The organism is Streptomyces sp. NPDC055962 (assembly GCF_042270185.1).
Lineage (GTDB): Bacteria > Actinomycetota > Actinomycetes > Streptomycetales > Streptomycetaceae > Streptomyces.
In genome coordinates this window covers 61,699-88,106 of record NZ_JBHJYN010000020.1, presented here as the reverse complement: position 1 = coordinate 88,106, position 26,408 = coordinate 61,699, and the positions used below count along the sequence as shown (strand labels likewise).

The 26,408-nt window shown below is 75.2% G+C and carries 2 protein-coding genes; both read right to left on the bottom strand.

Features of this window, described 5'->3' with window-relative positions; translation table 11 throughout:
- Position 1 precedes the first annotated feature (1 nt).
- Entirely contained in the window at positions 2 to 595 is a 594-nt protein-coding gene (locus ACFC51_RS34335; RefSeq protein WP_376370628.1) for a type VII secretion system-associated protein, read from the bottom strand.
- The gene (locus tag ACFC51_RS34330) at positions 588 to 26,408 is read right to left on the bottom strand and encodes a lonely Cys domain-containing protein (RefSeq protein WP_376532661.1); all 25,821 of its coding nucleotides are present in this window, start codon (positions 26,406 to 26,408) and stop codon (positions 588 to 590) included. The genes ACFC51_RS34335 and ACFC51_RS34330 overlap by 8 nt, the downstream gene beginning before the upstream one ends.

The window sequence follows — 26,408 nt, the reverse complement described above, 5'->3', positions numbered from 1 at the left end:
TTCAGCCCTTGGGCTCGCGGAGCGCCTCCGCGAGCCCGTCCGTGGCCAGCACCATGCCGGCCGGGGCCGAGCTGTTGAGGTACAGGCCGTGCCCCGGGGGGATCCGGCCGACGAGCTCCACGACCGGCAGCCGCACGAACCCCAGCGGTCCGGCGGCCCGGAGGTAGTGGGGCGAGGTGTAGACGGGGACCACCGCCGTGCCGTCGGGCACGGACGCGCTGACCGGCTCGCCGTCCGCCGTGACCAGCACAGCGACCTCGGCCTGTGCCAGGGCCGTGGTGACGTCCTCCACCGGGCCGTATCCGGTGGTGGCGAGCTGGACGGCGCGGTCCACGTCGTCGAGGGGCTCGGGCCACCCCATGGCCCCGGGCGAGGGCCGGTAGCCCTCGTTGTCCTCCCACGCGACGATCACGCCCCGGGAGTCCGAGCGCCACTGCCCGACCACGGCCCACTCCGGCGGCGGGCCGTCACCCTGCCACGCGGGATCGCTCAGGTAGAGCCAGTGGTCGGGGGCCAGCCGGGCCGCCTCGACGAACTCCTCGGGAGGCGCCGGGTCCAGGGGTGCCTCGGGGGTCTCGGCGCCGTACTCACTCATCTGTTCCTCGCTCGCTGGGGGTACCTGGGCCGGACGTGACGGACGCACCGTCGCGTCCGGGGGCGGGAAGCTCCGTGTCGTCGCCGGCTCCCCCCGCCGTGGACGGCCCCTGCCCCGCGGGCAGCGGCGGCTCGACGGGGCGGGGACCCTGCTGGTCCCCGGCAGGGTCGACGGGTCGCGCCTCGTGCCAGTCGGCGGCCGTCGGGCTGGTCATCGTGGCCAGTGAGTCCGTCAGCGTCACCACCGGGGTTCCGGCGTCGTCCGTCCCGGACAGGTCGACGGGGAACGGGCTCCACCAGACGCTCCGGCCCAGCCGCCGGGCGATCAGGTCCGCCAGCCCCGGTCCGGGGCCGCCGATCCCGTCGAGTGCCAGGAGGACGGGGGTCGAGAGGGGCAGGCCACGCAACTCCTGGTCGGCGGCCAGCAGTTCGGCGAACTCCCCGGCGGGGACCCGGTACGGCGTCCCGTCGACGTCCACGTCGAGATGGTCGTCGTCCTGGAAGTCCACGGACGCCCGCACCAGGTAGGGGACGGGCCTGTCCTTGCCGGACGCGTCCTGCCCGGCCCACGGCGCGTCGACGATCCCGCTCGGCGCCCGGAACCTGCTCGTCCCGGGCAGGGAGGCCGCCCCGTCCTTCCAGTCGCGCCCGCCGCCCGTGCCGGACCCCGGTCCCGGGGGCCGCATCGGGTTCTCGAAGGCACCGCTCTCCTCCAGGTCGTAGGCCGCCGCCACGTAGGGATCGGCCATGGCCCGGCCCACCGCGAACCCTCGGGTGAGCAGGGCCGTCACGTCGTCGCGCAGTGCGTCGTTCACCTCGACGGCGGGATCGAGGTGCTGCAGTCGCGCGGTGAGCGTGTCCGCGTCCGGGCCGGCCGCTGCGATCGTCTCCTCGGCCTTGACCCGCGCCCAGAACATCCGTGCCCGCTCGGCCCCGCCCACCTCGCCGGGGCCGGACAGCTGCAGCGCGACGACGGCTGCCTCGCCGACCGCCGTCGTGTCCTGGAGCCAACGGGCGGCCGAGAGCAGCAGCGGCAGGTCCACGAAACTGCTCACCGGCAGCACGGCGCCGGGCCGGTGAGCCCGTGCCGCCGCGGCCAGGACCTGGCGGGTGACCTGCCGGTCCACCCCGGAGGCGGCGTCGGGGTGCGCGGCGACGACCCGGCGCAGCAGGTCCGTGGAGAACGGGCCGGTCGGGGCGAGGTCCGGGTCGGCGTGCCACATGCTGTCGAGCGCGGCCGCGCCGCGGATCAGGGCCGTGTGGTCGGGGGCGTCCTCGACGTCGTGCCCGAAGACCATCCGCAGGGCCCGCACGAGCCTCAGGGTCCGGGCCCGGCTCTCCGGTGACGGCCCGCCCTCGGATCCGGCCTCCCGGGCCAGCCGGTCCAGTTCGGCCCCGCCGGGCTCCGGACGGCTGGTGTCCCACCACGTCCGGTGCCCCCGGGCGTCGGTGAACAGCACGCGCACGGGGTCGCCCCGGTGGGTGTGCGCGGCCTGGAGGGAGTGGGACAGCCGGACCGTGCGCCGTGTGACGTTCGCCAGGTGCTGTCCCAGGGACATGGCGTCGTCCGCGAGCGGATCGGCCGCGAACGGGACGGGGAAGGAGGCACCGGTCTGCGACTGGTCCTGCGTGGACCTGTCGCGCTGGGCCGACGCACTGCAGATCACCAGGTCGATCCAGTGGTCCTCGGGCAGGCTCGACAGGCTCTTGCGCCGTTTCAGCCACTCCCCCGCCTCGCGCCGGCCGGCCGTCCTCGACGTGCCGTCCGCCAGGGGCAGCGTCATGCGGCCGGGCAGGCCGTGGCCGGCGAGGTGGTAGGCCTTGTCCTTGGGGCCGGGATCCTCCAGGGGGAGCGCGGCGGAGTAGGTGCCGGTGGCGGGGTTGTAGTGGACGTAGAGCGTCATCTGGTCGAGGCGGCTGAAGTTGTCCTCGCGCGCACCGGCGAGTTCACCGGGTTCGTGCAGGCTGCGGCCGATCTGCTGCCCGGTCAGCGCGCTGACGACGGGCTGGGTCAGTACGTCGCGGTGCCAGCCGGGGGTGCCCTCGTCGGCGTCGGGCGCCAGGCCGGGGCGGACCGGGACCCAGGAACCGTGCGGCAGCCCGTCCCGCCGGATCACGGCGACGGTGCCCGGTCCTGACGGATCGGGGTGACGCCGCGCCAGGCCGCTGTGCGCCCAGACGGTGTGGCCGGTGCGCTCCGCCAGCTTCCTCGGCAGGTCCAGGTAGCGGTCGCCCGCGAAGGGGACGGCGAGCACGATCGGGGTCCTCACCGGCAGGCCCTGCCGTGCGAGGTCCGCCGCGACCAGTTCGGCGAGTTCGTCGGCGTCGAGATCCGTCGTCGTCCCGTCGGGCAGCCGTGCCGTGACCGTGTCGTGGCTCCCGTCGGCGAGAACGGCGTACGCGGTGACGTCCCACGGCCACGGGGAGAATTCCGACGCACCCGTGGGAAGGAATCCGCCCGCCTGGTCGGGGGTGAGGTCGTCGATGAAGAGACCGTCCAGTTCGGCGCTGTCGGGACCGGTCCAGTTGAGGCCCGGCACGCGGTTGCCGCCCACGGAGAGGAATCCGGCCCGGTCCTCCGCGAGGACGCCCTCCTCCTCGAGGTGGAACGCCGTCAGCGCGGCGGTGCTCGACGCCCGGCCGGCCGCGGTCGCCCGTTCGACCAGGGTGTAGAAGTCCCTGCGCATCTCCGGGTCGACCAGCACGTGCGGGGCCAGGTGGAGGATCCGCCGGGCGGACGCGTCGACGTCGAACGCCCCGGCGCGCAGGGCCGGGTCCCCACGGCGCAGCGCGTCGAGGGTCTCGACCGCCGCGGCGTGCCCCGGCGAGAGGACGGCGATCGTGGCCTGCCGTCCCAGGTCTGCGCGGTTCACCGTCCCGGAGGGGCTCACGGTGACGCCTTGACCGGGCACCCGTGCACGGCCGCGCGAGGTGATAGTGAAGTCCTTGGCGGTCAGCCGTGGCCCGCCTTCGGGCTGGTGCTGCTGGAGGGTGCGCAGCGACCGGTCCAGGAGGTCGGCGAACAGTCCGTGCGCGGCTCGTGCGCGCTGGTCGCCCCTCTCCCGGGCCGACTGTTCCCGCTGCTGCGCGGTCCCGGCCCCCCGTGCGTCGGCGCCGTACCCGGCGATGTCGGTCCTCGGCAGCGGCACCCGCGTGCGCCGGTTGCGCAGGCCGGCCTCCGCCACACGGAAGGCGAGCCGTTCGAGGTCCTCGCGCGCCCCGGCGGAGAGGCTCGTCGCCTCCTCGCCGAAGGTCACCAGGCTGAGCCGTGGCAGGGCGGCCAGTGGCCCGGCCGACGAGACGGCTGCCGGTGCGACGAACACCGGCTGCCCGCTGCCCGTGGTCAGCGCGGTCATGTCCAGGCCGGTCATGTCCAGGTCGGGGAGGTCAAGGCCGGTCATGTCGAGGTCGGGGAGGTCCAGGCCGGTCATGTCGAAGTCGAAGTCGAAGCCGCCGGGGTCGGAGCCGTCCAGGTCCATGGCGTCGAGCACCGACAGGTCGAGGCCGGGCATGTCCGCACCCGTCCCGGACTGGGTCCCGGGGGCGGGCTCCGCGGCGTCCGAGGCGGTGGCGGGCGGGGTCCAGCGCGCCCCGAGGCCCAGTCCCGCGCGGAGGGTGTCGGCGAGGTCCGCCGCCTGGCCGGCGGTCCCCCCGTCCAGGAGACGGCCGGCGACACGGCGCACCGCGTCGCGGAAGCCGTCGCCGGCGTACCGCGAGTCGGCGAGCACCGGGTGCGGCTCCGCCGGCAGTACCAGGGAGACGGCGCCGGCCCAGGCGCGGGCGGTGCCGGCCTCGGCCGTTCCCTCGGGGGCCGCGGCCGCGAAGTCCGCGTACGCCTGCGCCCACAGACGCCGTGAGGCCCGGGCGGAGGCGTCGTCCAGGGTGTCCGTCCACGCGTCGGGGTGCGCCATCCGCACGCGGATCCGGTCCAGCGGCGACAGTCCGCCTGTGGGCAGCCGGCTGTCTCCCCGCAGCATCATCTCGGTCCGCTGTCCCTGGGAGAGCGTGATGCCCACGGCGTCGAGGTCCTCCAGGGCGACGGTCTCGTCCCCGGCAGGTTCCGGCAGCACGGGCGGAAGGTCGTCGTCGCTCAACTGCTGTGCGATCCAGACCCGTTGGGAGCTGTCTCGTGGGACGACCGGTGGCTTGCCGGCTGTATCGGCGCCCTTGCCCCGCGCCGCTTCCAGGGTCTCCGGCGCGACGCCCAGGGTCCGCAGCCGTGCCTCGGCACGCTCCAGCGCCGCGCGGGCCCCGTCGGCCCTGGCCCAGGCGTCGGCAGTGGCCGCCGGCCCGCCGCCGGCCCGCTCCGTCGTCGCGGCCTCGGCGGTGGCCACGCCCAGCGCGGTCAGCGTCCGCCCGTGCGCGTCCCACGCGGCGGCGAGTTCCGCCGTGGCGGCGTGGGCGGCAGCGGGGGCCGCGGACGGGTTCGCCGACTGCGGCGCCGGGTGGTCCGCCTCGGCCGTGACGGGGCGGGTCCGGACCGGCCGGGCCGTGACGGGGCGGTGCGGGAGAGCGGTGCGGGTGTCCGCCGCGTCCTCGCGGGTGCCGGTGCCCGGGGCGGGCAGGGGGCTCAGTTCGTCGAGCAGCGCCCGGGCGTGCTCGTCGGGGAAGAGGCCGTCCCGCGCGACGTTCTCGCGCAGCTCCTGCTCGGTGAGGGGGTGGATGTTCCAGTACCGCCCCCAGTTGTCGGCGTAGTCCAGCGCCGGGTCGTGGCCGGGCACGTCGTCGAGGGCCAGTTGGGCGCCACGCATCACCTCGTGTGCGGTGTGGTGGCCCACCGTGAGCGAGATGGCCAGCATCCCGGCCCGGATCAGGCCGAGGTCCAGCTCGACCCCCCACTTCTCCCGCATCCGGGCGGCGTGCAGCACGAAGCGGTACGTGGACCCGGCGGTGCCGGTCGCCACGAGCCCGCCCGAGTCCTCGGAGGCGCCCTGGAAGGCGGCGTCCAGCGGGATGTCGTACACCGCTGTCGCCGGCATCCAGGTCAGTCCGGCCGCGCCGACGGCGAACCTGCGCTCCGCCTCGCTCAGCGGCGGCCGCGCGGTGTCCGGGTGTGCCGGGGTCACCACCGACCGCTGGAGCTCCGCGACCGCGGCCTCCTTCTCCGCAACGGGCATGTCCGACGCCGAGATCTCCAGGGCACGCCGCATGAACTCGGCGTAGACCTCGCGCTGCCGCCTGCTCGGCCGTTCCGCGGCGATCTCGGGGTGCTGCTCCTCGGCGCCGCCGAGCATCTCCGGAACGAGGTCGCTGGAGATCCCCTCGTAGAGGAACGCCACGAGCTCACGCAGGTTCCCGCTCCGCAGCACCCGCTGGAGGGCCTCACGGGACGTGCCGACGACGCCGGCCTTCGCCTTGCTGGTGTCTCCGAACGTCGCCAGGGCGCGGGGGTACTCCCGGCGGGCCGCGGCCCAGGCGGCGGTCGCCATCGTCCGGAACTCCGCGATGACCGCCTCGTGTTCGGCGAGGTATTCGCCGAGCCGCCGGTCGAAGGCGGCCGACTCCTCGGCGTAGCGGATGCGCGCCAGGACCCACGGGGGTGCGTCGCCGTTGCGGCGTTCGGGGCTCGGCTGCGCGCTGCGGCCCGGCGGCCGGGACCTGCCGCGCCCGGCACCGGCCGCGGACTCCGGGGTCGCGGGGCGCGTGACGGCGGGGTCCCCCGTCGTCGCGGGGCCGTCGGTCGTCGTGACGGTCCCGGACGCCGCGGCGGTCCCGGCCGTCGGCCGGGTGGTGGCGGGCTCCTCCGCCGGTGCCGTCTCCCCGACCGGTGTGGTGCGGCCGGACGGGGTCGGTGTGACCAGGCGGTGGTCGTCGATGTCGATCGTCACCACCCGGCCCCGGGCGGGGTCGGTGGCACTGCGCACCCGCTTCGCGGACTTGGTGAGGCCGAAGTCCCTTACGCCTACGTGCGGTCCGCTCGTCCCGGCCTGGGAGGTGCTGAGCACCTGGGCCAGCCTCGCCGCGAGGGCCGCGGTGACGGCGTCGGCCCGCGCCCGGCCGCTGGCCTGGGAGCGGTTGCCGTGACCGGTGACGGTGACCGACGGCATCGGGAGGCCGTGCGCCCGGTTCCACAGCCCGGTGCGTGCCAGCGCCGCGGCCAGGCCCTCGATCGTGCCGTACGCGTCGGCGGGGATGTCGTGCTGCTTCTCCCCGAAGTGGACCGTCCGCTGATGCGGGCGCGGCGCGTGGCCGTGCAGCACCACCGTCGTCAGCGGGTTGGCCACGGCGGGCGGGTCGTCCGTCAGCAGCGCCGCGTTGGTCGCGTGGGCCGACTCGCCCGGGCGCTTGCTGTAAGCCCTCAAGGACCACAGGTCCTGGTTCCGGATCACCGGAGCGGCGTCCCGGATCAGCTCCCTGGCGCGGGCGCGCGCCCCGGCCGCCTCCCGCAGCGCCAGCGCGTGCTCGGGCCGGTCCTCGTCGAAGTACCAGGGGAGTTGTTCCGCCTGGTGGACGTCGGCGAGGGCCCGGGCCACGGACGCGAACTCCTCGGTGCGGGAGATCTCCGCCTCGTCCGCACCGCTGTGCCGCAGTCCGGCGAGGCGCCGCTCGGTCTCCGCGGCCAGCGCGGTGAGGCCGTCCTCGCCGTGGCGGTCGAGGTTCTCGTCGATGACGTCGTCGAGGAGCTCGTCCGGGATCGCGGTCCGCGAGTGGGTCTCGTTCTCCAGCGTGATCTGGTGCGTCCCGTCCTCGGCCGCCAGCACCACCTGGGCGAAGTGGTACGGGGCGTGCGGGCCCACCCGGTCGCCGGGCTTGGCGTGGTTGTGCGTGAACAGCTGCGCTCCGCCCTGGTTCGTGGTGCTGACCGACTGGATCAGGTACCCCTCGCCGACCCCGGCCCAGGCGTACTCGTTGACACCGATGCGCCGCGCGGCCGTGGAGAGCCGGGTGCGCGCCGGGTTGTCCTGCGGCTCGTGGCTCAGGGCTCTGCCGTAGCGCTCCCCCGGAGTGGGGGCACCGACGACGCCTCCCGTGAAGCGGCTGTCGAGGCCGGTCCGGCGCGCGGCCCAGCGGGGCGTCACGTCGGCTGCGGGGCCCGTGCCCTCGGCGACCTCCGCCATCGCCTGGGCGAGGTGATGGGTACCGGTGACCTCCCGGCCGTGCATCCCGTTCACCGGGGCAGTGGCGACGGCACGGCCGCCGGGGCCCCGGAAGGCGATGTGGGACAGCTGCGCTCCGCCGGCGCCGGCCACCGTCCGGGCGAAGTCCCGTGTGAAGGCGTGCTCAGGACCGCCGGATGCCGTGAGGAACTCCGGCTCCACCCGGAAGAGCGGCTCACCGTACGAACCGTCCTCCCCGGGCAGCAGCACGCCCACCGACTCGTCGACCCGCAGCCGTACCCCGGCGCCGGCCGCGGCCAGCCGCGCCGACGAGCGCTCGACCGCCGTACGGGTGGCGTACGCCTGCTGACCGTCGCCGGCCGCCAGGGTCGCCAGCGTCCGGTCCTCGGAGATGCGCAGGGGCGGCCGGTCGGCCATGAAGACGTCGCCGTGGTCCTGACGGGGCATCACCAGGGCGCCGGTGCCGTCCCCGGCCCTGACCTCCCCGACCGTGCGCGGGAGCGGTGGGGTGAACAGGACGCCCGTGCCGCGCCGGTCGATGACGCCGTAGTCGGTGGTCGTCAGCGGCCGGGGGCGGAGCGCGTCGATCCGGCGCTCCAGGACGGCCTGGTCGGCCAGGCGGTCGAACTCGGCGTCCCCGTCGCTGCTCGACCGGTCGTCGTCGCTGTCGGGGCCGAAGAGGCTGCCGGTGTCGCGGGCGCCGGGCAGGCCGCCGTCCCCGGGCGGGTCCGCGGACGCCCAGCCCGCGCCGGTGTCGCCGTCGTCGAGGTCCAGCATGAGGTGGCGGGACCCGGCGGTCGGGTGCGTGGCCACACCGACCGGCGCCTCGGGGTACCAGACGCGGCGGCCCGTGGTCCCCGCGACGAGGGACGCGACGGTGCCGGCGTACGCCGGCGGAAGCGCCAGCACGATGTCCGCGCCCCGGGGCCGCCGGGAGTCGTACGAGATGAGCCTGGCCAGCTCCTCGGGGCTGTCGACGAGGAAGGAGTGGCCGGGGAAGGCGATCTCGACGCCCTGGCCGGTGTCCTCGGCCACGACGAGGTACGGGTTCTGCCACGGGGCGTGCCGCCGGACGCCCCTGCCTCGTCCCCGCACGGCGTAGGACGCGGTCTCCGGCGCGGGTCGCCCCTGGCCGGTGAAGTCACGTCCGACGGCGGTCCCTCCGGCCCCGCGGAGCAGTGTGCTCTCGTCGAGAGCACCCCGTCCGGTCTCGATCTGCCGGTCGACGAAGTACAGGGCGAGGTCGTCGGTGCTCGCGAGGTCGTCCGACGAGGCGTCGAGTGCCAGCGAGCCGAGCAGGTGGACGTCCCCGGCGGCTGGCCTCGCCCCGGAGGCCATGTGCAGGACCTGCCGGGTGACGCGGACCAGGCCGTCGCGCAGCCGCTGCGGCGTCGCGCCGGGTCCCGCCTCCGCCGCGACGAGTGCGTACAGCGCCTCGGAGGTCTCCCTGAGGCGGTCGCGCGGCACGTTGCCGAGGAAGGGGCCGAACACGGTGTTCAGCCAGCCCTGGCCGGCCCAGGCAGGGGGTTCCGCGTCGTCGTCGGAGTCCGTGTCGGACTCCGACTCGTCGGACGCCTCCGCGACGGTGGGCAGGATTTCTCCTGGAGGCAGCGGGGGCGGCACGGAACCGTCCGGACCGGTCTGCGGGGAGGCGGCGGGGAGCGACACCGGGTCGACCCACACCGGCTCCCGGAGCTCCGGCTCGGCGCCGTTCCTGGCGTCCGCCCAGCTCGTCCCCTCCGGTGGGGTGTGCGGCGTGATCCGGCCGGCCACCGCGGACCACAGCTGGAGGTGGCGCGGTCGCAGACCGCTCTGCGCGAGACCGTCGGGGGCCTGCTCGCGGAACGGGCCGAGCAGGCTGCCGGGGGCGTCCAGCCGGCCCGGGTTGCTCGCGTCGCGCGACTCGTCGCGCAGGAACAGCTGGTGCGCCAGCTCGTGCGCGAACTCCACGGGGTCGGCGTCGGCCCACCACGCCCGCTGGTTCATCGGCTGGTCCCGGCCCACCAGGTCGACCGTGAGGTGGGGGTCGTCGTCGGACCCCACCCGCTCGACGGTGACGTGCAGCCGGTCGCCGTCGGGCAGGAGGTGCCCCGGACGATTGTAGAACTCCTCGACGCCCTGGAGCACCCGGGCCATGACGGCGTCCGTGTCCGCCTGCCCGCCACCGTCGCGGAGGGCGAGCCGCACGGTGAGGTCGGTGACGGTCTCTCCGCCGTGGGTGAACCGGCGTACGTCGAAGGCGGACCGGACGACGACGCGCGGCCGGTCGTCGAGGCGGGCGCGGGGTGCACCGGACGGCTGCGCAGCAGCGGGAACGCCTGCCCCCGACCGCTCCGGACCGGGGGCGGGCGCCTCACCGGAGGCTTCCCGCAGCGGGATGCGCAGGGCCGTGTCACCATCGCCCTCCGGCACCAGGTACAGCGCCGAGGAGTCGGCGACGACCCGGTGCGGCGCGGCCTCCTGGTCGAGGTCCTCCAGCACGGGCGCGAGGGTGTCCATGTTGGCGACACGGCCGATCCATCCGCTGTCGCCGCGCAGGATCGTGCCCGTCGCGGCGTGGACGAAGTCGTGGCCGAAGCGCGTCCACCCGTCCGGCGGGATCTCCTGGCCGTCGGGGAGCCTGAGGTGCCCGGTGTCGGCGACCTCGTAGGTGAAGGGCTCCGAGCGGGAGGCGGCGGTACGCGTCCACGTGGACCACCGGCCCGGCTGCGGGCCCGTGGTGGCCGGTGCGTCGTCCCCGGCCGTGCGGACCGGGTCCTTGCCCTTCGCGGTGCCGGTCCGGGTGGGCAGGTCGCCGGCGGGGGTGCGGGGGGCGGCGCGTACGTCGTCCGCGGACACGGCGGAGCTCGGATCGACACCGAGGCGGGGCCGCATGACGGTGACCTCGCGGCCGATCGGCCACTGCTCGGCCATGGGGTCGAGACCGTCGTCGCGCGAGCCTCCGGGCAGGCCGCCCGGTCCCCGGGTGGCGACGTGCCGGGGCCCGCCCCGGTGGTCGTCGACGGTGAGGGTCACGGTGGAGGCCGCCGGGTCGCCCGCGGACGTCGCCCGGTCGCGCACCGAGACCGGCTCGACGGTGAACCGGTCGGCGGTGAGGTGCGGCTGCGGTGTGCCGTCCTGGAGTTCGGCGAGCGCGGCGGAGAGGTCCTGCCGGAAGGAGGCCGCGACCGCCTCGGCCCGCACCTTCGCGAGGTCCCGCCCGACGAGGCGGCCGCCGCGCCGGCCGGTGACCCGGACGTCCGGAAGCGGCAGCCCGTTGGTCTCGTTCCACAGGGCGGCCCTGGCCACCACCCTGGCCAGGTACCGGAGGGAGTGCTTCGCGCTCTCGGGCGTCTGCTGGCCCCCCTTGTCGAAGGTGATGGGCACGGGCAGGGCCTGCTGGCCCCGGAGGACGACGGCGGTGAGCGGATTGGCCTCGGCGGAGGGGTTGTCACCCAGCAGTTCCGCGTTGGTGTCGTGGGCGGACTCTCCCGGACGCTGCGAGTACATCCGCATGTACCACTGGTGCTTGCCCGCGATGACGGGTTCGAGCTGTCCGGCCCGGAGCGCGGCGGCGCGGGTGGCGCCCTCCAGCGTCCTCTCGGCCGCGGCCCGCTCCGGTGAGCCGGCGGGTGCCGCGTTCATCTCCGCCTGGGCGTGCTTGGCCCTGATCAGGGCGAGCGTCAGGTCGAGGTAGCCGCGCAGCTCCGCGAGCTGCTTGTCCGCGCCCTCGTCCGGCTGCTTCCCGATCTCCTGGCGCAGCCGCTCCGCGATCTCCCGCAGTTCGTCCAGGTCGTGGTTGCGCAGGTTCGCCTGGACCGCCCTGCGGTGCCGGTGGTTGCGCTGGGAGGCGCGTGCGTGGTTCTCCAGGGAGATCTGGTGGCTGCCGTCCTCGCTGGCCAGCACCACGGTGACGAAGTGGTAGCCGAAGTGCGCCCCGCCGGAACCCGCCTGCGGTTTGGCGTAGTTGTGCTCCAGGCTCGGCTGGCCCTGCTCGCCGGGGGCCGCCACGGACTGCACGACGTAGCCCTCGCCGATGTCGGCCCAGGCGTGCTCGTTGACCCCGATGCGGCCGGCGGCGTCGGACAGGGCCTCGCGTCGGGGGTCGTCCTCCTCGGCGAGGCTCAGCGCGCTGCCGTACGCGCGGCCCGGCAGCGGACCGCCGTCGCCACCGGTGGGACGGTCGTCCCGGCGGACGAGCGCCGCCGCCCATTCCGGATCCGCTGCGGCCGGGGGCGTGTCACCGTCCGCGACGTGGCCGAGTGCGTCGGCGAGGTGGTGGGTGCCGGTGACCTCGGCCCCGTCGGACGCGTTGGCCGGTGCGGTCACGACGGGCCCGGCGCCAGGGGTGCGGAAGACCATGTGCGAGGTGCGGGAGGTGTCGGCGAGCATGTCGGCGAAGTCCCTGCAGACCTCTTCGGTGGACTGGCCGGAGCGGGTGAGGAAGACGGGGGTCACCAGGAACAGCTGCCTGCTTCCACCGCCGGGGGTGGGCAGGATGATGCTCAGGTCCGGGTCGGTGCGCAGCCGCACCGAGGTCCCCGCACGCGCCAGCTTGACCGACGCGCGGGCGACGGCCTCCTCCGTGGCGAAGACCTGTTGCCCGTACATGCCGTTCTCGACCGCGAGCGTGCGGTCCGAGGAGATGCGCAGGACCGGCCGCTCCGTGACCAGCGTCTCGTGGTGGCCCTGCACGGACAGGAGGAGTTCGGGTGCGTCGTCGGCGCCCGTCAGGGCGCGCGGGGTCTGCCAGCTGCCCTGGATCCCGCCGGGCCTGCGGAACATCACGTCGGTGTCGCCGCCGTTGACGACGCCGTACTCCGTCGTGGTCAGCGGCTCGGCCCGGCGGGCGTCGAGCCCCCCGGGACCGCCGGAGCCGCTCCCGTACATGCCGACGATGTCCGAGACGTCGCCGTCGCTGTCGGTGTCCTGGCCCGGCCGGACGGAGGTCCACACCACGCCGACGTCGTCACCGTCGGCCAGGGGCCCCAGCGTGATGTGGTCGGTGCCGGTGCGCCAGTCCGTCGACGGGCGGGGGGCGTGCCCGGAGTACCAGACCCGGGCGCCGGTCAGGTCGGCGACGTGCAGCGCCAGGGACGCGATGTCGCCGTGTGGCACCACGAGCACGATGTCCGCGCCCGGGGGCCGTGCCGGGTCGCGGGCGATGATCCTGGCGAACTCCGCGGGGTCGTCCAGGGTGAACGTGCCGCGTGGGGTGTTCAGTTGGACGGAGTCGGCGTCCCCCTGGGCGAGGACCGTGTAGGCGGACGGCCACGGTGCGGGCCACATGCTCAGCCGGCCGTCCGCGCCCTCCACCGCGTACGAGTCCAGGGGCGGCACCTCGGCGCCGGTGCCGGTCCAGTTCCGTCCGGTGCCGTGCCCGGACCCGAGCCGGGTGCCCCGGGCCAGTGCGGCGTCATGGCTCGTCAGGTAGGCGGTCAGGGTTCCCTCGTCGGCCAGTTGGGCCGGGGAGGCGCTCAGGGCCAGGGACCCGAGCAGCAGGAGGTGCCGCTCGCTCACCTCGGTGTCCGGGGCGAGGCCCAGCACCCGCCTGGTCAGCCCCTGCAGGAGATGGCCGTCGGCCACGGCCGAGGGGTTCGGGTGCCGCTCGGCGAGTTCCCGCAGCGACAGCGCGGTGCCGACCAGCATCTCGGGCGAGTAGTCCTCGCGGGACGCGGATCCGAAGAGGAGGTCGAGCCAGAGCTGGTGCGTCGTGTCGTCCGGGGCTCCGTCGTCACCGTCCTCCTGGTCGGAGTCGCCGGTGTCGTCGGTGAAGCGGAACTGCGCCAGCGACCCGGTGTCGGAGTCGTCGGTGAACCGGAACCGCGCGAGCGCGTCCGTTTCGGCACCGGAGAGCGTGCTCAGTTCGTACGCCTCCTCCTCGGCGGTGAGCCCGGGGAGGCCGCTGTCGGCCGGGGACCCGGGTGAGGGGGGCAGCGGCACGGCGGCCGGGTCCTGGGCCGGCGGGGAAGCCGGCTCGCTGCTCCCCGCCTTCGGCGCGGGCGCCGGGGTACGGATGAGCAGGGGGACGATGTCTCCCCCACGGCGGCGGAGCAGGACGGAGGGACTGTCCGCGGAGGGCCCGGAGTAGGTGTGGGCGGTGCCGTTCTCCTCGATCAGGGTGACGGTGGTGCCGGTGGCGGAGGCGGCCCACTCGGCGACGGCCCGGTCCGCCTCCGGTCCCCAGGGGGAGGTGGCGAGGTGGAGGCGCAGGTGGCTCGCCCGGGCCTCCGCGCTCGGAGCCGGGGCGCCCGGACGGGTGTGCATCGGCGGGGGCGCGAAGAGGGAGTCACGCGCGCCGGGATCACCCGGCAGCCCGTTCAGGCGCATCAGCTGGGCGGGCGGCGCCCCTGCGCGCCTGCGCAGCCGCCCCGCCTCCTGGCGGTCCGTACCGGGCTGCGCGGCCGCGAGGTGAAGGGCGGTGGAGAGGGCGCCGAAGAAGCCGTTGCCACGCCCGGTGGGTGCGCCCTGCGTGTAGGTGGCGCCGTCGGGCGCGGTGAGCACGCCGTCGCGGTCGAGGCGGAAGCGCGGGCCGGTGCTGCCGGCGGGCGGCAGCCAGGGCGCGGTGGGGTGGCTGCGGTGCGCCGGTGGCGTCTCGGGCACGGGGCGTCCGGTGTCCGGGGTGACTTCGGCCTCCGGAGCCGGCAGCGGCGTGGCGACCGGGGCCGCGGCTCCCTGCGGCAGGGCGGCGTGGAAGTAGCCGCCCTCGACGAGGAGGACGGGATCGGCGGCCGGGTCCACGGCGGCCGGGTCGGTGCCGTGCGGGAGGAAAAGCTGCTCACGGCCCTCGCCGGTGACGACGGTGAGCGGGGTCCCCAGGACCCGGGCGGCGAGCGCGGGCAGCAGGTCGGCGCCGCCGTGGTCGCCCGCACGGCGCTCCGGCGGGGCCGGTTCGCCGTCCGCCGTGTCCTGGTGCGGTTCGCTCGCGAACGGGCGGGAGAGGGCGGCCCCGGCCAGCGCCACCCGCTGCGCGAGGGTCGGCCAGAGGGTCACCGGGAGGCGCCCGAACGCGTCGAACTCGGCCTGCTGAGCGCGCGTCAGCCGTATACCGGCCGCGTCGAGTTCGGCCTGGGTGAAGGTGTCCGCGGTGTCCAGGGCGAGGGCGTCGAGCAGGTCCTCGTTGCCGTCCTGGCCCAGTGCCCACGCCAGGCGGTCGCGCGCGGTGCCGACGGCCTCGGCCGTCACCGCCGGGTTGCCGGGGTCGGCGGCGAACCGGTCGGCCAGGTCGGTCCCGAGCAGCTGGGGCAGCCGCCCCCGGTCCTGGGCGGTGGCGAGCAGCGCGTGGAAGAACGAGGCCCCGTCGTGCGGCATGCCGTGGACCTCGCGCACCGTGGCGCCGTCCGGTGAGGCGAGGGTGCGCGGCGTGGAACCGGTGCCGCCGGTGAACGTGTACGGCGCGGGCGCCTCGGAGCGCCAGCCGGGTGCGGTGTACTCCTGCGGGAGGTCCTTCACGGGGACCGAGGCCGAACCCTGGTGGTGGGCGGTGAGGCGGGAGGCGGCGAGGTGCAGCCGGTGGTGGTCGGCAGCGGCGGCGTCGGTGCGCTGCTCCCAGCGGCGTACCTCGTCACGGGCGGCCCGCCAGGCGGTGACGGCCGGGGAGGGTGCCGGCACCCGGCCGGCGTCGCCGGTGCCCGGCGTGGTGGGTCCGCCGGTGCCCGGTCCGGTCTGTTCGTCGGTGTCCGGTCCGGTCTGTTCGTCGGCGCTCAGGCCGAGCCACGTCTCCCGGGCCCTCGCCCGCGCGTCGTAGTAACCCTTCTCGGCCGCGGCGAGGTCGCCCGCCGCCTTGGCCTGGTCGTCCCACGCCGCGAGGACCTCGTCGGTGAACGTGGAGTCGTCCAGGAGGCCGTAGTCGCGGGCGATGTCCTCGCGCAGCCAGACCAGCGCCGTGGTCTCGGTCTCGGCGGCGCGCGGCCCCCGCTCCGCCTTGCCGAGCGCGAACATCGGGCGGCTGTCGGTGATCCGGTGGTGCACCTCGGCCACGGACAGCCAGCTCACCGGGAGGGCGAAGAGCATGCTGCGGTCGGTGACGACCTTGACGTGGGTGCCCAGGGTGGTGTCGGCGGTGCCCTTGAGCGTGGTGCCGTCGTTCGTGCCGGCAACCGGGACCGTGGCCCCCGGGTTGGTGACACCGGCGTTGCTGTTGCCCGCCAGCGGCGCGGTGCCCACCGCGCCCTCGACGTTGTCGGTGATGCCGGCATCCAGCGCGTCGGAGGTCTTCGCCCTCTGCATGGCCTCCATACGCGGCTTGTTCTCCACCGCGAGCAGGCGGGCCCCGCGACGGTGCATCCTCGCGTAGAGGCGGGAGTCGGCGGTGTGGGACTGGCCGAGGAGGTGGGTGGAGGCCTGCGTGGGCAGCGAGATGCCCTGGGCGCCGAGTGCTTCGCGGAAGCCGGCGGTCAGGCCACCTTGTGCGGTGGCCTCCTGCTGGGCCTGGGCCGGTGCGGTGCCGAGGCCGGTGAGCGGGGTGAGCCGGGCCGTGCGGACGCGGGCGTCGAGGACCGCGCCGGTGTGCCGGTTCCCGAGGTCGGTGTCACCGAGACCGTCGGCACGCGCGGTCGCCAGGGTCAGGGCGTCGTGCACGTTGGCGGCGCCCCGGATGTCCACGGCGAGGATGCCGGAGCCGATCCGGTCGTCGAAGGGCAGGACGTCCGGGTCGGCCTCGCCGGTGGTGTCAGCGGCGGACGTCCGCCAGGCGGCGATGCCCTGGGGGCGTGCCTGGTCCGCCGTCAGCATGCGTACGGTGCGCGGGGGTTCGGGGACGTCCTGCTCGGTGAGCGCGCCGTCCGCACCCTCGCCGTCCGGGGTGAGCAGGCTCGCGGGAAGGACCTCGTGGAGGCTGCCGACGGGTACGCCGTTCACGCCAGGCGCGAGCAGGTCCCCGGTGGCGTTCGTCATGGTGACGGTCAGGGTGTAGCCGGTGACGATCTCCGCGTGTGCCTGGGTGGTGGCGATGTTCGGCATCGCGGTGGTGCCCGATGCCTGGGTCCGCGCGCTGGACCGCTGCTTGGCCGCGGTGCCCTGGAGCGAGGGGTTGGCGACGAGAATGCCGCTGTCCGCGGCGCGCTCGCCCCCGCTGAGCGTCACGTCGGCGCCACGGTCCTGGGAGGTGCCTCCGGCGGCGTCACGGACGGTGGTGCGGTAGTCCTCCAGCTCGTAGCCGGTACGCAGTCGGTCGACCGTGGTGGTGACCGGGGTCAGCGTGAACCTGATCTGTCCGGGGCTGCCGCCGACCGGCAGGTGGAAGGGGCTGCTCCAGGTCCGGTGGTGGACCGGCAGCGTCATCCCCTCCGTGGTCAGCTCGTGCAGGTGCGCCGCGAGGAAGTCCGGGGAGAGCCGCTGGAGCACCTGCTCACGGTCGTGCGAGGGTACGCCGGCCTTCTCCAGCTGCCCCGTCAGCTGCCGCGCCGCGGAACCGGCGTCGAGCTGCCCGCTGGGGTGAGTGGGGAACCGGCGGCCGCGCAGGTAGGGCGGCACCCGGTATCCGCCGCCCAGGTTGCGCGGGGTGGTGGTGCCCAGGCCGTCCGGGGCGAGTCCGGCCTCGATGACGTCCTGCATCGGGAGGTGGAACATCACCGCGTCGCGGATGCGCTGGAGCGCGGCGGCGGCCCGGCGCGGGGCGAGCCTGTCGCCGAGCCCCTCGGAGAGCCGCCCGGCCACGGAGCTGATGCGGGCCCCGGCACGGGTGCCCACCGCTCCCATCGCGGCCGTCCAGCGGTCCCGTACCGCGAGGGTCTCGGCGGTGTCGGCGACGACCAGGTACATGCGCCCGGCGTAGGTGAGGGTGGTGTTCCGTCCCTGGGTGAGGGTCTGCGAGACGCTGCGGCCCTTGCCCCGGGCGTACTGCAGGGCTGCCGAGTAGGAGCCGACGACCGCCGGCTGGCCGGGGGCCTGCTGCAGCGGCATGTCGGCGCCCTGCAGGCCGAGGGTGGTGCGAGAGACGGTGCTGGCGGTGCCGTTGACGCGGTGCTCGTTGCCCACGGTGGCCTCGAAGCTGGCCGGTTTCGGGTCGCTCCTGACGCGGAAGTTGCTCAGCTCTCCGCGGACCGCGGCCTTGATGTAGTGCGTCCGGAACGGCCCCGCGCCGTTGAGCCCGGTGACACGGGAGCCGAACGGGCCAAGGTACTGGCCGAGTTGTCCGGCCACGCCGAGGTTCGCCATCGCCCTGCGCAGTGCCGTGCGCACCGGGGCGCCGGGAGCACTGACGTGCCAGGAGGTCCCCGAGGCCCGCTCGGCGGTGTCCTGGATGAGCTGTTGGCGCTGCGGTCCGCCCTCGGTGCTGAGCACCACGTGCGGGGCGCTCAGCAGCTTCTCCGTGAGCTGCCGGTCGGCGGACGCCGCCCTCGGGAGCGGGCGCGTGCCGTCGAGGAGCTGGTCCGCCTCGGTGGAGGAGAGCAGCTGCGGCGGAGCCGTCGCCGGGGTCGGTCCCGTCCCGGTCGGGCGCGGGCCGGCCGACGGCGGGACGGTGGCCGGCGGGTCGGCGGGGGCGTGGCGCTCGGAGGCGTGCGCGACCGGCACGGCGAGCTCGACCCGGCCGACGGTCTCGTTGCCCCGGGTGAACAGGGGCCGTTCCTCGACCTTGCTGACGAAGACCCCCGCGCCCAGGAGGCCGACCGACGCGAGCCGTGCCCACCCGCGCGGACGGCGGTGGCCCTCGAAGGTGGCGCCCAGCTCCACCTGGTAGCTGTAGAGGTCGGCACCGGTCTGGAAGGTCAGATGGTCGTGGGTGACCGCGACCGTGTTCCTGGTGGTCTTCGTGTCGGTCCTGGCGTGACGCGCACCGACCGCCAGGCTGCCGGCCTGACGGGGCAGTCCGACGTCCGGAACCTTGTCGTGGTCGCGCGGCGAGACGCCCAGCTCCACCCCGCCGGAGAGGGTGAGGGCCGCCTGCTGCCCCTGGCCGGATATCTCGGTGCCGACCACCGCGTTGCGCAGCGAGCGCTCGCTCATGGTGGTCTCGAACCGGCGGTCGGTGAGGCGCGCCCTGAGGATGAGCGTGTGGTGGCCGCGGCGCACCTTGCCGTCCTCGGTGAGGCCGACCGGCACTCCGGTGGTGGTCAGGTCGTCCAGGCTCTGCGCCAGGCTGGGCCGGTTCAGCGCCTCGCGGACCTGACGGTCGTTGTGCAGGGCGGTCCGCATCCGCCCGTCGCCGTACCAGAACTTGGCCAGCCGCGGATGCCTCAGCATCGACGGCGGGACGAACAGCGACGGGTACGACTGGTGCAGTGTGTCCAGGACGGTGTCGGCGAAGGCCCGCATGGGGTCCTGGGGCGCGGTCTGCGCGGTCTGCGCGTTCTGCGGCCGGACCGGGGCGGGTGACCCGTCCGTGGCCTGCGGCTGGACGGGAGGGGGTGACCCGTCCGTGGCCTGCGGCTGCGGCTGCGGCTGCGGCTGCGGGCGGTCGGGCCGGAAGCCCTCGGCCCGCACCTGGCCGCTCAGGTGCACCGGGTCCTCGCGGGTGAGGTACCACGGCACCGGCGGCTCGACGTCCGGGTCGGGTCCCGTCCGGCCGGGCGTCCGGCTGTCCCAGCCCGCGAGGCGGCGCGCGTCCTGGGTGGAGATCCAGTCCAGGCTCACCACCCGGACCGGCCGGGCGGCCGACGGGAGCTCGCCGGGCTTGCGCACCATCAGGGTGCGCTCCACCCGGTAGAGCGCGACCGGCTGGTTGCGGACGCGGCCGGTGGTCTTCCGGGCGGCATCGGCGCCGAGGTAGTGCCCGCGCCCGGTGGAGAGGTCCGCGCGGACCAGCGGACCGCCCTGGAGCCGTACGTCGGTGTCCGCGCCGGTGAGAGTGTAGTTGGGCCCGGCGGTGATCTGGACACCCAGGCGGGTGTCACGGACGTGTCCGCGCTCGTTCTGGTACGTGGTCTGGGTGAGGTCGCGCAATTCCGCCTTGACGGACTCGGCGACGAGGGTGGCCCGGTGGGGTGTCGACCGCTCCACGATCAGGTGGCCCAGCGGGTGCTGTCCGCTGCCCCGGGTCAGCTCGGGCCCGGTGACCGGCCCGGAGAACCGGCCGAACAGGGCGAGGAGCCGCCCGGGCCGGACGTACGAGACGAGGGTCCGGTGTGCGGAACTCCCCGGCCGGGCACCGGAGACGGCGAGGGCCGTGTCCTCGGGCGGGTCCACCAGGTGCAGGCCGGTGGTGTCCGTCATCCGCGGCTCGGCGCCGTCCGGGAAGGTGAGCGCCGCCGGTGCCTGGCGGGGTCCCTTGAAGGGCACGGTGAGGTCGTCCGGGAGCCGCCAGCTGAGTCCGTCGCGCATCGCGAACCCGGCGGTGTGCACCTGGGTGCGCCGCCACGCCGGCTGCTGAGCGGCCGGCGTGGCCGGCCCCACGGGCGCCGGCGCCTCGGTGACGCGGTCCACCCGGACCCGGTAGTGGACGTCGTCCAGGTGGAGGTGGGAGCCCTCGTGGGCGCGGTGCTCGGACTGGTTGTACGCCTGGGTGCCCAGGGCGTAGTCCGTCCTGCGGGTCCAGCCCAGCGAGAAGCCCAGTTTCAGGAGCCAGTTGAGGGGCGGGCCCATGCTCAGCCCTCCCGCGATCCGCCGGCCGAAGCCGACGCTGCGCCCGCCGCCCGTGCCCGCCTGGCCACGCCGCATGGTGTCCAGTCTGACGGTGGCGCCGCCCACGTCGGAGAAGCGTTCCCACCGGTGGTAGGGGATCGCCTCGACCGTCATCTCGTGGCCGACCCCGGACTTCTCCCGGCCGACGAAGCGCGCCCCGCGCGGGGCGGTGAAGGCGCCGGGCTGGTCGGTCAGCAGCCGCAGCAGTTCCGCCTCGTCGAACTGGGCGCGGAGCTTCGCCGGCAGCGTGCCCAGGATCTCCTCCGCCACCTGCTCGGGCGAGCGGAGGGTGGTCCTGCCGACGCCGGTGAAGAGTCCGGTCCGGCCGCTCCGCGCGGTCCCGTCGGTCCGGCCGCCCGGTGTGCCGTCGCCGGGGTCGGCCTCCGGGCTGATCAGGACCGTGGGCAGCCGGCTGCCGTCCTCGAAGGTGACGGTGTCCGGCACCGGGCCCGGCGGCCGGGCGTCCTGCCCGGTCAGCAGCCGCGCGGGGCGATGCCGTTCGAGCTGGGTCTCCAGCGGCACCGGGTCGCCCCGGTCAGGGGGCGCGGTGTCGGGGGTGTCGAGGTCGGTGATCCCGCCCATGCTGCGCAGCCACTCCCCGAGCGCGCCGGGGACGGGCGGGTCCTGGACGGCGGCCGTGGTGTTCGGGTCCTGACGGGGCTTCGGGTCCTGCGTGGTGCCCGGGGCCTGCGTGGTGCCCGGGTCCCGCGTGGTGCCCGGGTCCCGCGTGGTGCCCGGGTCCCGCGTGGCGGCGGGCGCCGGCACGGGTGTGAGCGGGGCCGAGGCCGGGACCAGGGCGTCGAAGTGGTCCGTACCGTTGTAGGACAGGTGCAGCACGCCGCCCCGGCCCCCCGGGTTGAGCGTGTTGACGAAGGTGCCGCCCGACGACGCGTGCGGATCCGGCTGGACGAGCCGCAGGTCCAGGTCGAGCGTGTGCGCCAGCGCCTCCGGGAGCAGGTCGGCGAAGGGCGAGGCCCAGAGCGTGGGGAGTTCGGCCGCCGAGGCGACGAGCTCCTTGGTGCCGAGCCGCCACGCATCGGCCGGGGTGGGCGCCACGTCGGCGAGGTGCGGGTAGTCGCCGTCCCGCAGGATCCGCTGCCAGGTGGCGGCATCGCCGTCGGTGACGACGGCCTGGGCGGTCCGGTTCCACTGCCGGGTGATGCGGTCCCGCTCCCCCGGGTCCCGCACTCCCGCCACGGCACGCATCCGCAGGTCGTCCACGACCGCGAAGACCGGGTCCGGGATCGCGACGGCCACGGCGTCGCCCAGCTCGGTGCCGGTGATCCTGTCCCGCAGCAGCCGGCGCAGTCCGGCGACGTTCCCCGCGGCCCACGCCGGCGGTACGTCCTGCCCGCGCGCGCTGTCGAGCAGCGACCTGAACAGGCAGTTCCCACCGCCCGGGGTGTCCAGCCGCCGGAAGACCGATCCGTCCGCGTGCACGGTGTCCGCCGTACCGGGCGTGGACCTGCTGAGGAGGTCCACGTCCTCGGCGAGGCTCTCCGGACCCCTGGGTGCGGGCGCCAGGTCGGGTCTGCGGCGGGCGAGTTCGGCGGCGTCCTCGGGGCTGAGGGCCAGCTCGGACAGGGGCAGCGGGCTGTCGGAGAGCGACCAGGTGACCCGTGCCGTGGGCGCGAGGGTCAGACCGCGCACGTCCTCCGGTGACACCAGGGTGCTCGGCGGGAGCGCGGGCGGCGGCGGGGGCAGCAGGGCGTCGAGCGTGGTCCCGGGCCCCGCGGTGGTGCGCAACTCCGCTGCGGCACGCAGGAAATCGGCGTACTGCCCGGTCGTCGGACCGGCCGCCGGACCCCCCGTGGCATTGCCCGTGGTGCCGCGGTGGTCGGTCACCATCCGGCGCAGCAGCTCCGGGGTCATGCGGCCGTCGCCGTAGCGTGCAGCCGTGTCGGCGCTGCGCCAGCGCAGGCCGTCCACGAAGGCGAGCCCTGCGAGGAGTTCCCGGTTACCGGCGCGCTGCTCGGCGTCCGGGCCGAGGATCTCGCGCAGGGTGCGGACCTGCTGGAGCGTCCGGGTCAGGGCGAAGGCGTCAGCCGGTCCGGGGCCCGTGTGGAGGCCGATGGCGCGTGCCAGGGCGTCCAGGGCGGCGCCGCTGGGCTCCGGGGTGAAGACCCGCCACCGTCCCGGCCCGTCGGCGCCCTCGGTGAGCACCGCGCGGACGTTGCCTTCGCCGTCCTTGGCCGTGCCGACCTCGGTGGTCGGCGCGTGGACCCGGCGTCCGGTCCGGTTCGCCACGTGCTGGGCCACCGGCAGTCCCGCCACCTCGGGCTGCCGCCCGGTCTCGCAGGAGAACAGCACGAGCGGCCGGTCCTGACGGCCTTCCTGTCCCCAGGACTTGAGCACCTCGCCGAGCTGGACACCGCTGACCTTCACGGTGGGCCGTGCGGTGTCCTCGGTGCCGAGGGAGACGGTGCGGGAGGTGCCGTGCCCGGCGAAGTAGTCCGCGCCGCGCTCGGTGCCCGAACCGGGGAGTGCGGCCGGCGGGCCGGTGAACACCGTACGGGGCGCGGCTGGCGCCTCCGTGGTGGCGCCCTGGGCGGCCGGTGCGCCGGAAATGGTGCGCACGCCCCGGAAGGTGTCCGCGCCGAGGAGTGCCCGGCGCGCCTCGGCGTGGGCCGTGCCGTCCTCCGCGGGGCTCTGCGAGATCGTCAGCGTCTGCACGGCGCGCCCGGGCCGGGGCTTCACCGCGGTGTCGGGAACCAGACGCCTCAACTGCGCGACGGGCACGGTGTGGCCGTCCAGCGTGGTGACGGCGGGCTCCCCCGGCGGGCGTGACGAACCGCTGCCGCCGTCCTCGGTGGACCCGCTGCCTGCGGGACGTACGACGATCCGGGCCGACGGAAGAGGCGCCGGAGGGGGCGTCGGTGTGGGGGGCGACGGCGGGAGGGGTGCAGGCGGGGGAGGACCGGGGCGGGTGTCCTGGGTGGTGGGCGGGTGCGGCGGGGTTCCGTCGCCGCCCGGCCCACGGCCGAAGCCGGCACCCGTACCCGGCCCGTCGGCTCCCCGGCCGTCGGTGTCGCTCTTGCCCGACTCAAGGTGCAGGTCCGTCGCCGCCCCTGTCCAGGAGCGGGACAGGGTGGCCGGCTTGTCCGGGGCGGGTGCGCCCGTGACCCTGGACCCCGGGGCGGCCGCGGCACCGCGTACGGGAGCGGGTTTCTCCGGGGGCGTGGCCGGGGAAGTGGCGGCCGGAGCCACGCCCTCGGGCACCACGCCGCTCTCGGTGGTGGGGCGGGGCATCGGGCCGAGGGCGTCGGCGAGCGGCAGCAGCACGTCTGAGCCGGGGAACGCGGTGTCCGTGGTGCCGTCCGTCGTCGGGGCGGGTACCGGTCCGGCGAGCGGGCGGACCCGGACCGGTGCGCCGGGCCCCTCCCGGGTCAGCTCCACCGCCGCACGTACCGGGCGTCCCCCACCCTCCGGTGCGACCGCCGGTCCGAGCACGACCGCCCGGTCGGTGCCGGCGCCGTCCAGGAACGCGAGCGCCTCGGGCCCTCCCTCCCTCGGCGGCGGCACCTCGGACACCACGATCGTCAGAGGTGCTGCCTGGGTGGCCCCGGGGTCCCCGGCGGGGCCGGGGCCGGCCTTCACGTCGGCCGTGCCGGCGGCCTCGCGCGCGTCGCCGGTGTCGGTGTCGGAGGACGAACCGATGGTGCTGATCCGCGTCGGAGCGGTGTCGGTGTCGTCCGCGGCCGGGTCGGTGGCGGAGGCGGAGGCGGAGGCGGAGGCGGCAGCCGGAGGGGTGGATCCCGGTGCGGAATCCGATGTGCCCGCGTGCACCGTCGGGTTCGCGGCATCCGGATCGGCGCTCGTGGCGTCCGGAGCTGCGCCCGTGGGGTCCGGATCGGCGCCCGTGGGGTCCGGGGAAGCCCCGTTCTGCGGGGAAGCCCCGTTCTGCGGGGAGCCGTCCGCCGGGGCGGCTCCTTCCGGGGTACGGCTGCCCTGCTGAGGCGTGGCGGAGGGGGACGCCGACCCGGACGGGACACCGCCCGGCCGCGCTCCGCTGCCCGCTCCGGCCGGGGTGGCGGCAGCGGGGACGCCCGTGGGGACGGGAGTGCCTGCTTCCCGGTCCGTCGGGGTGGACGCGGGGTCGCTCTGCGGGGTCGAATCGTGGGAAGCGCTCGGGAACTCACCCTCCACGTGCTCCGGCGACGTCACACCCGGACTCTCCGGGGACGTCACGGCAGGGTTCTCCGGGGACGTCGCAGTCGTGCCGCCGGGCGAGGCGACCCCCGGGTTCCCGTCTCCCGTCGGGGCCGCGGCCGGGTCCACCGGCACGTCCACGCCCGCGTTCTCCGGCGACGTGCCGGGAGGGGCGCCCTGCGGGCCGCTTCCGGTGGGGCCTCCCGTCACCGGGGCGATGCTGTTGCCCTGCGTCCCGGGGGCGGCAGTGAACGGGGGACCCGCCGTGACCGGCGCGTCGAAGCCGCCGAGGGCACGGCGGACCTCGTCGGCGTCGATCTGTACGGCCGGGCTGTTCCCGCCGGGCACCACCCGCACCTCGGGCATCTGCGACAGGCTGCCCTGGAGGCCGTCACGGATACCGAGCTCCGCGGCACCCGGCGCCGCCGCAGTGCCGCGCAGCGCGGCGAGATCGTCCAACGCCTGCTGACGGACCTCGGCGGAGCTGCTGTGGACCTGCTGCCACAGCTCGTTCTCGGCGGCGGTCACCGGCAGCGGGCCGGGGGTGTAGGCCGGCGGGTCAGGGGTCGTGTAAGGCGGCGGGTTCCCCGGCTCGTAGGGCGGTGGGGACGGGCTGCCGGTGGTGTCTCCCTGTCCGGTCGTCTGCTGGACGACGGGCGGGGGCGAGGCGGGCGCGGGCCCGTCGCCGCCCGTGGTGTCCCTGCCCGGGGAACCGTCGGTACGGTCGGAGCCGGCGCCGGAACGCGAGGAACCGTCCGTACCTGTTCCACTGCCCCCACCGGAGACGGTGGGCGGCCGGTTGCCCAGTTTGTCGATGGCGTGGCGCAGTTCGGCGCCGCTGTTCACGGCGGTGTCGCTGAGCGATCCCTCGACCTGGCTGCTGATGCCGGCCCCGACGAACGTGGACCAGCTGGTCGACCAGTCACCGTCGAATGCGCCCTTGATCAGGATCTCCGCGAGCGCTTCACCTGCGCCTGCGGCGAGGAAGTCGGCCGTCCCCTTCAGCCCGTAGTGCCCGGCCAGCGCGCCCGGCCGGTCGGCGTTGTTGCGCAGGATCTGGTTGTTGCGCCACAGGTCGAGGTTGTTCCGGAAGGAGAGCGGGTCGTTCCGGAAGGTGACCGGTGGCTTGCTCGACGGCCCCGGACCGTTCCCGTACGGCGTGGGGCCGGTGCCACCGGGGCCGGGGGTCGGTGCCGGATCCGGCTTCGGCGTCGGCGTGGGGTCGGGCTTGGGGCTCGGCGTGGGGCCGGGCGTGGGGTCCGGCTTGGGGGTCGGGCCGTTGCCTTTGAAGTCGAGGTCCGGGTTGCTCTTCGGGGTGGGGGGACCCTTGAAGTCGAGGTCCGGGCCGTTCTTGAGGAAGTTCTTGTCGTAGCTGTTGACGATGTTCTTCGCGAAGCTGTCGAAGATGCTGGTGAGGCCACCGGCCGCCGCGCCGAACGCCGCTGCCTTGAGGATGTCGTTCCAGTCGAAGCCGTCGGGGCGGCGGCCGTCGGGAGCGAAGTTCATCATCGCCAGCCGCACCGCGAAGGTGGTGAAGGCCTCGGCGAACGCCTCGGTCAGGGAAGGCGCAAGGTGGAGTCGCTGGAGCAGGTGGCTCATCGTGGTGAGGATGAAGAAACGGCTGCGCAGTTTGGCCATCATGATCTGGCTGGCCGACGCGCCACCGGTGAAGAAGGACATCGCCAGGTAGATGGCTATCTCGATGAGCAACCGGATGATCTCGGCGATGACCTGCCACTTCGACTCCATGATGTCCATGGAGGTCTTCCGCCGGCCTTCGGCGATCTTGTCGAGCTGGTCGGCGAATTCCTTCAGGTAGTTCTTGCCGCCGTCGTCGACGAGCATGCCCATCGCGTTCGCGTACGACTTGGAAAGGTCGTCCGGCATGGACTCGCCGATGTCGTGGATCGACTTGTCGATCAGCGAGGACAGGCGCTCCAGCTTGCGGCCCAGACCGGAGTAGGGCACACGGCTGTCGAAGGCCAGGTCCTCGTCGGCGTCGATGAGCTTCTCCCCGGTGAGGATGAAGATCATCGTGTTGATCTCGGGCGATACGTGGATACTCAT

What these genes read in the sequence shown, in the direction of transcription:
- ACFC51_RS34335 (WP_376370628.1), bottom strand. Translation starts at nt 595, where the DNA reads ATGAGTGAGTACGGCGCCGAGACCCCCGAGGCACCCCTGGACCCGGCG.
- ACFC51_RS34330 (WP_376532661.1), bottom strand. Translation starts at nt 26,408, where the DNA reads ATGAGTATCCACGTATCGCCCGAGATCAACACGATGATCTTCATCCTC.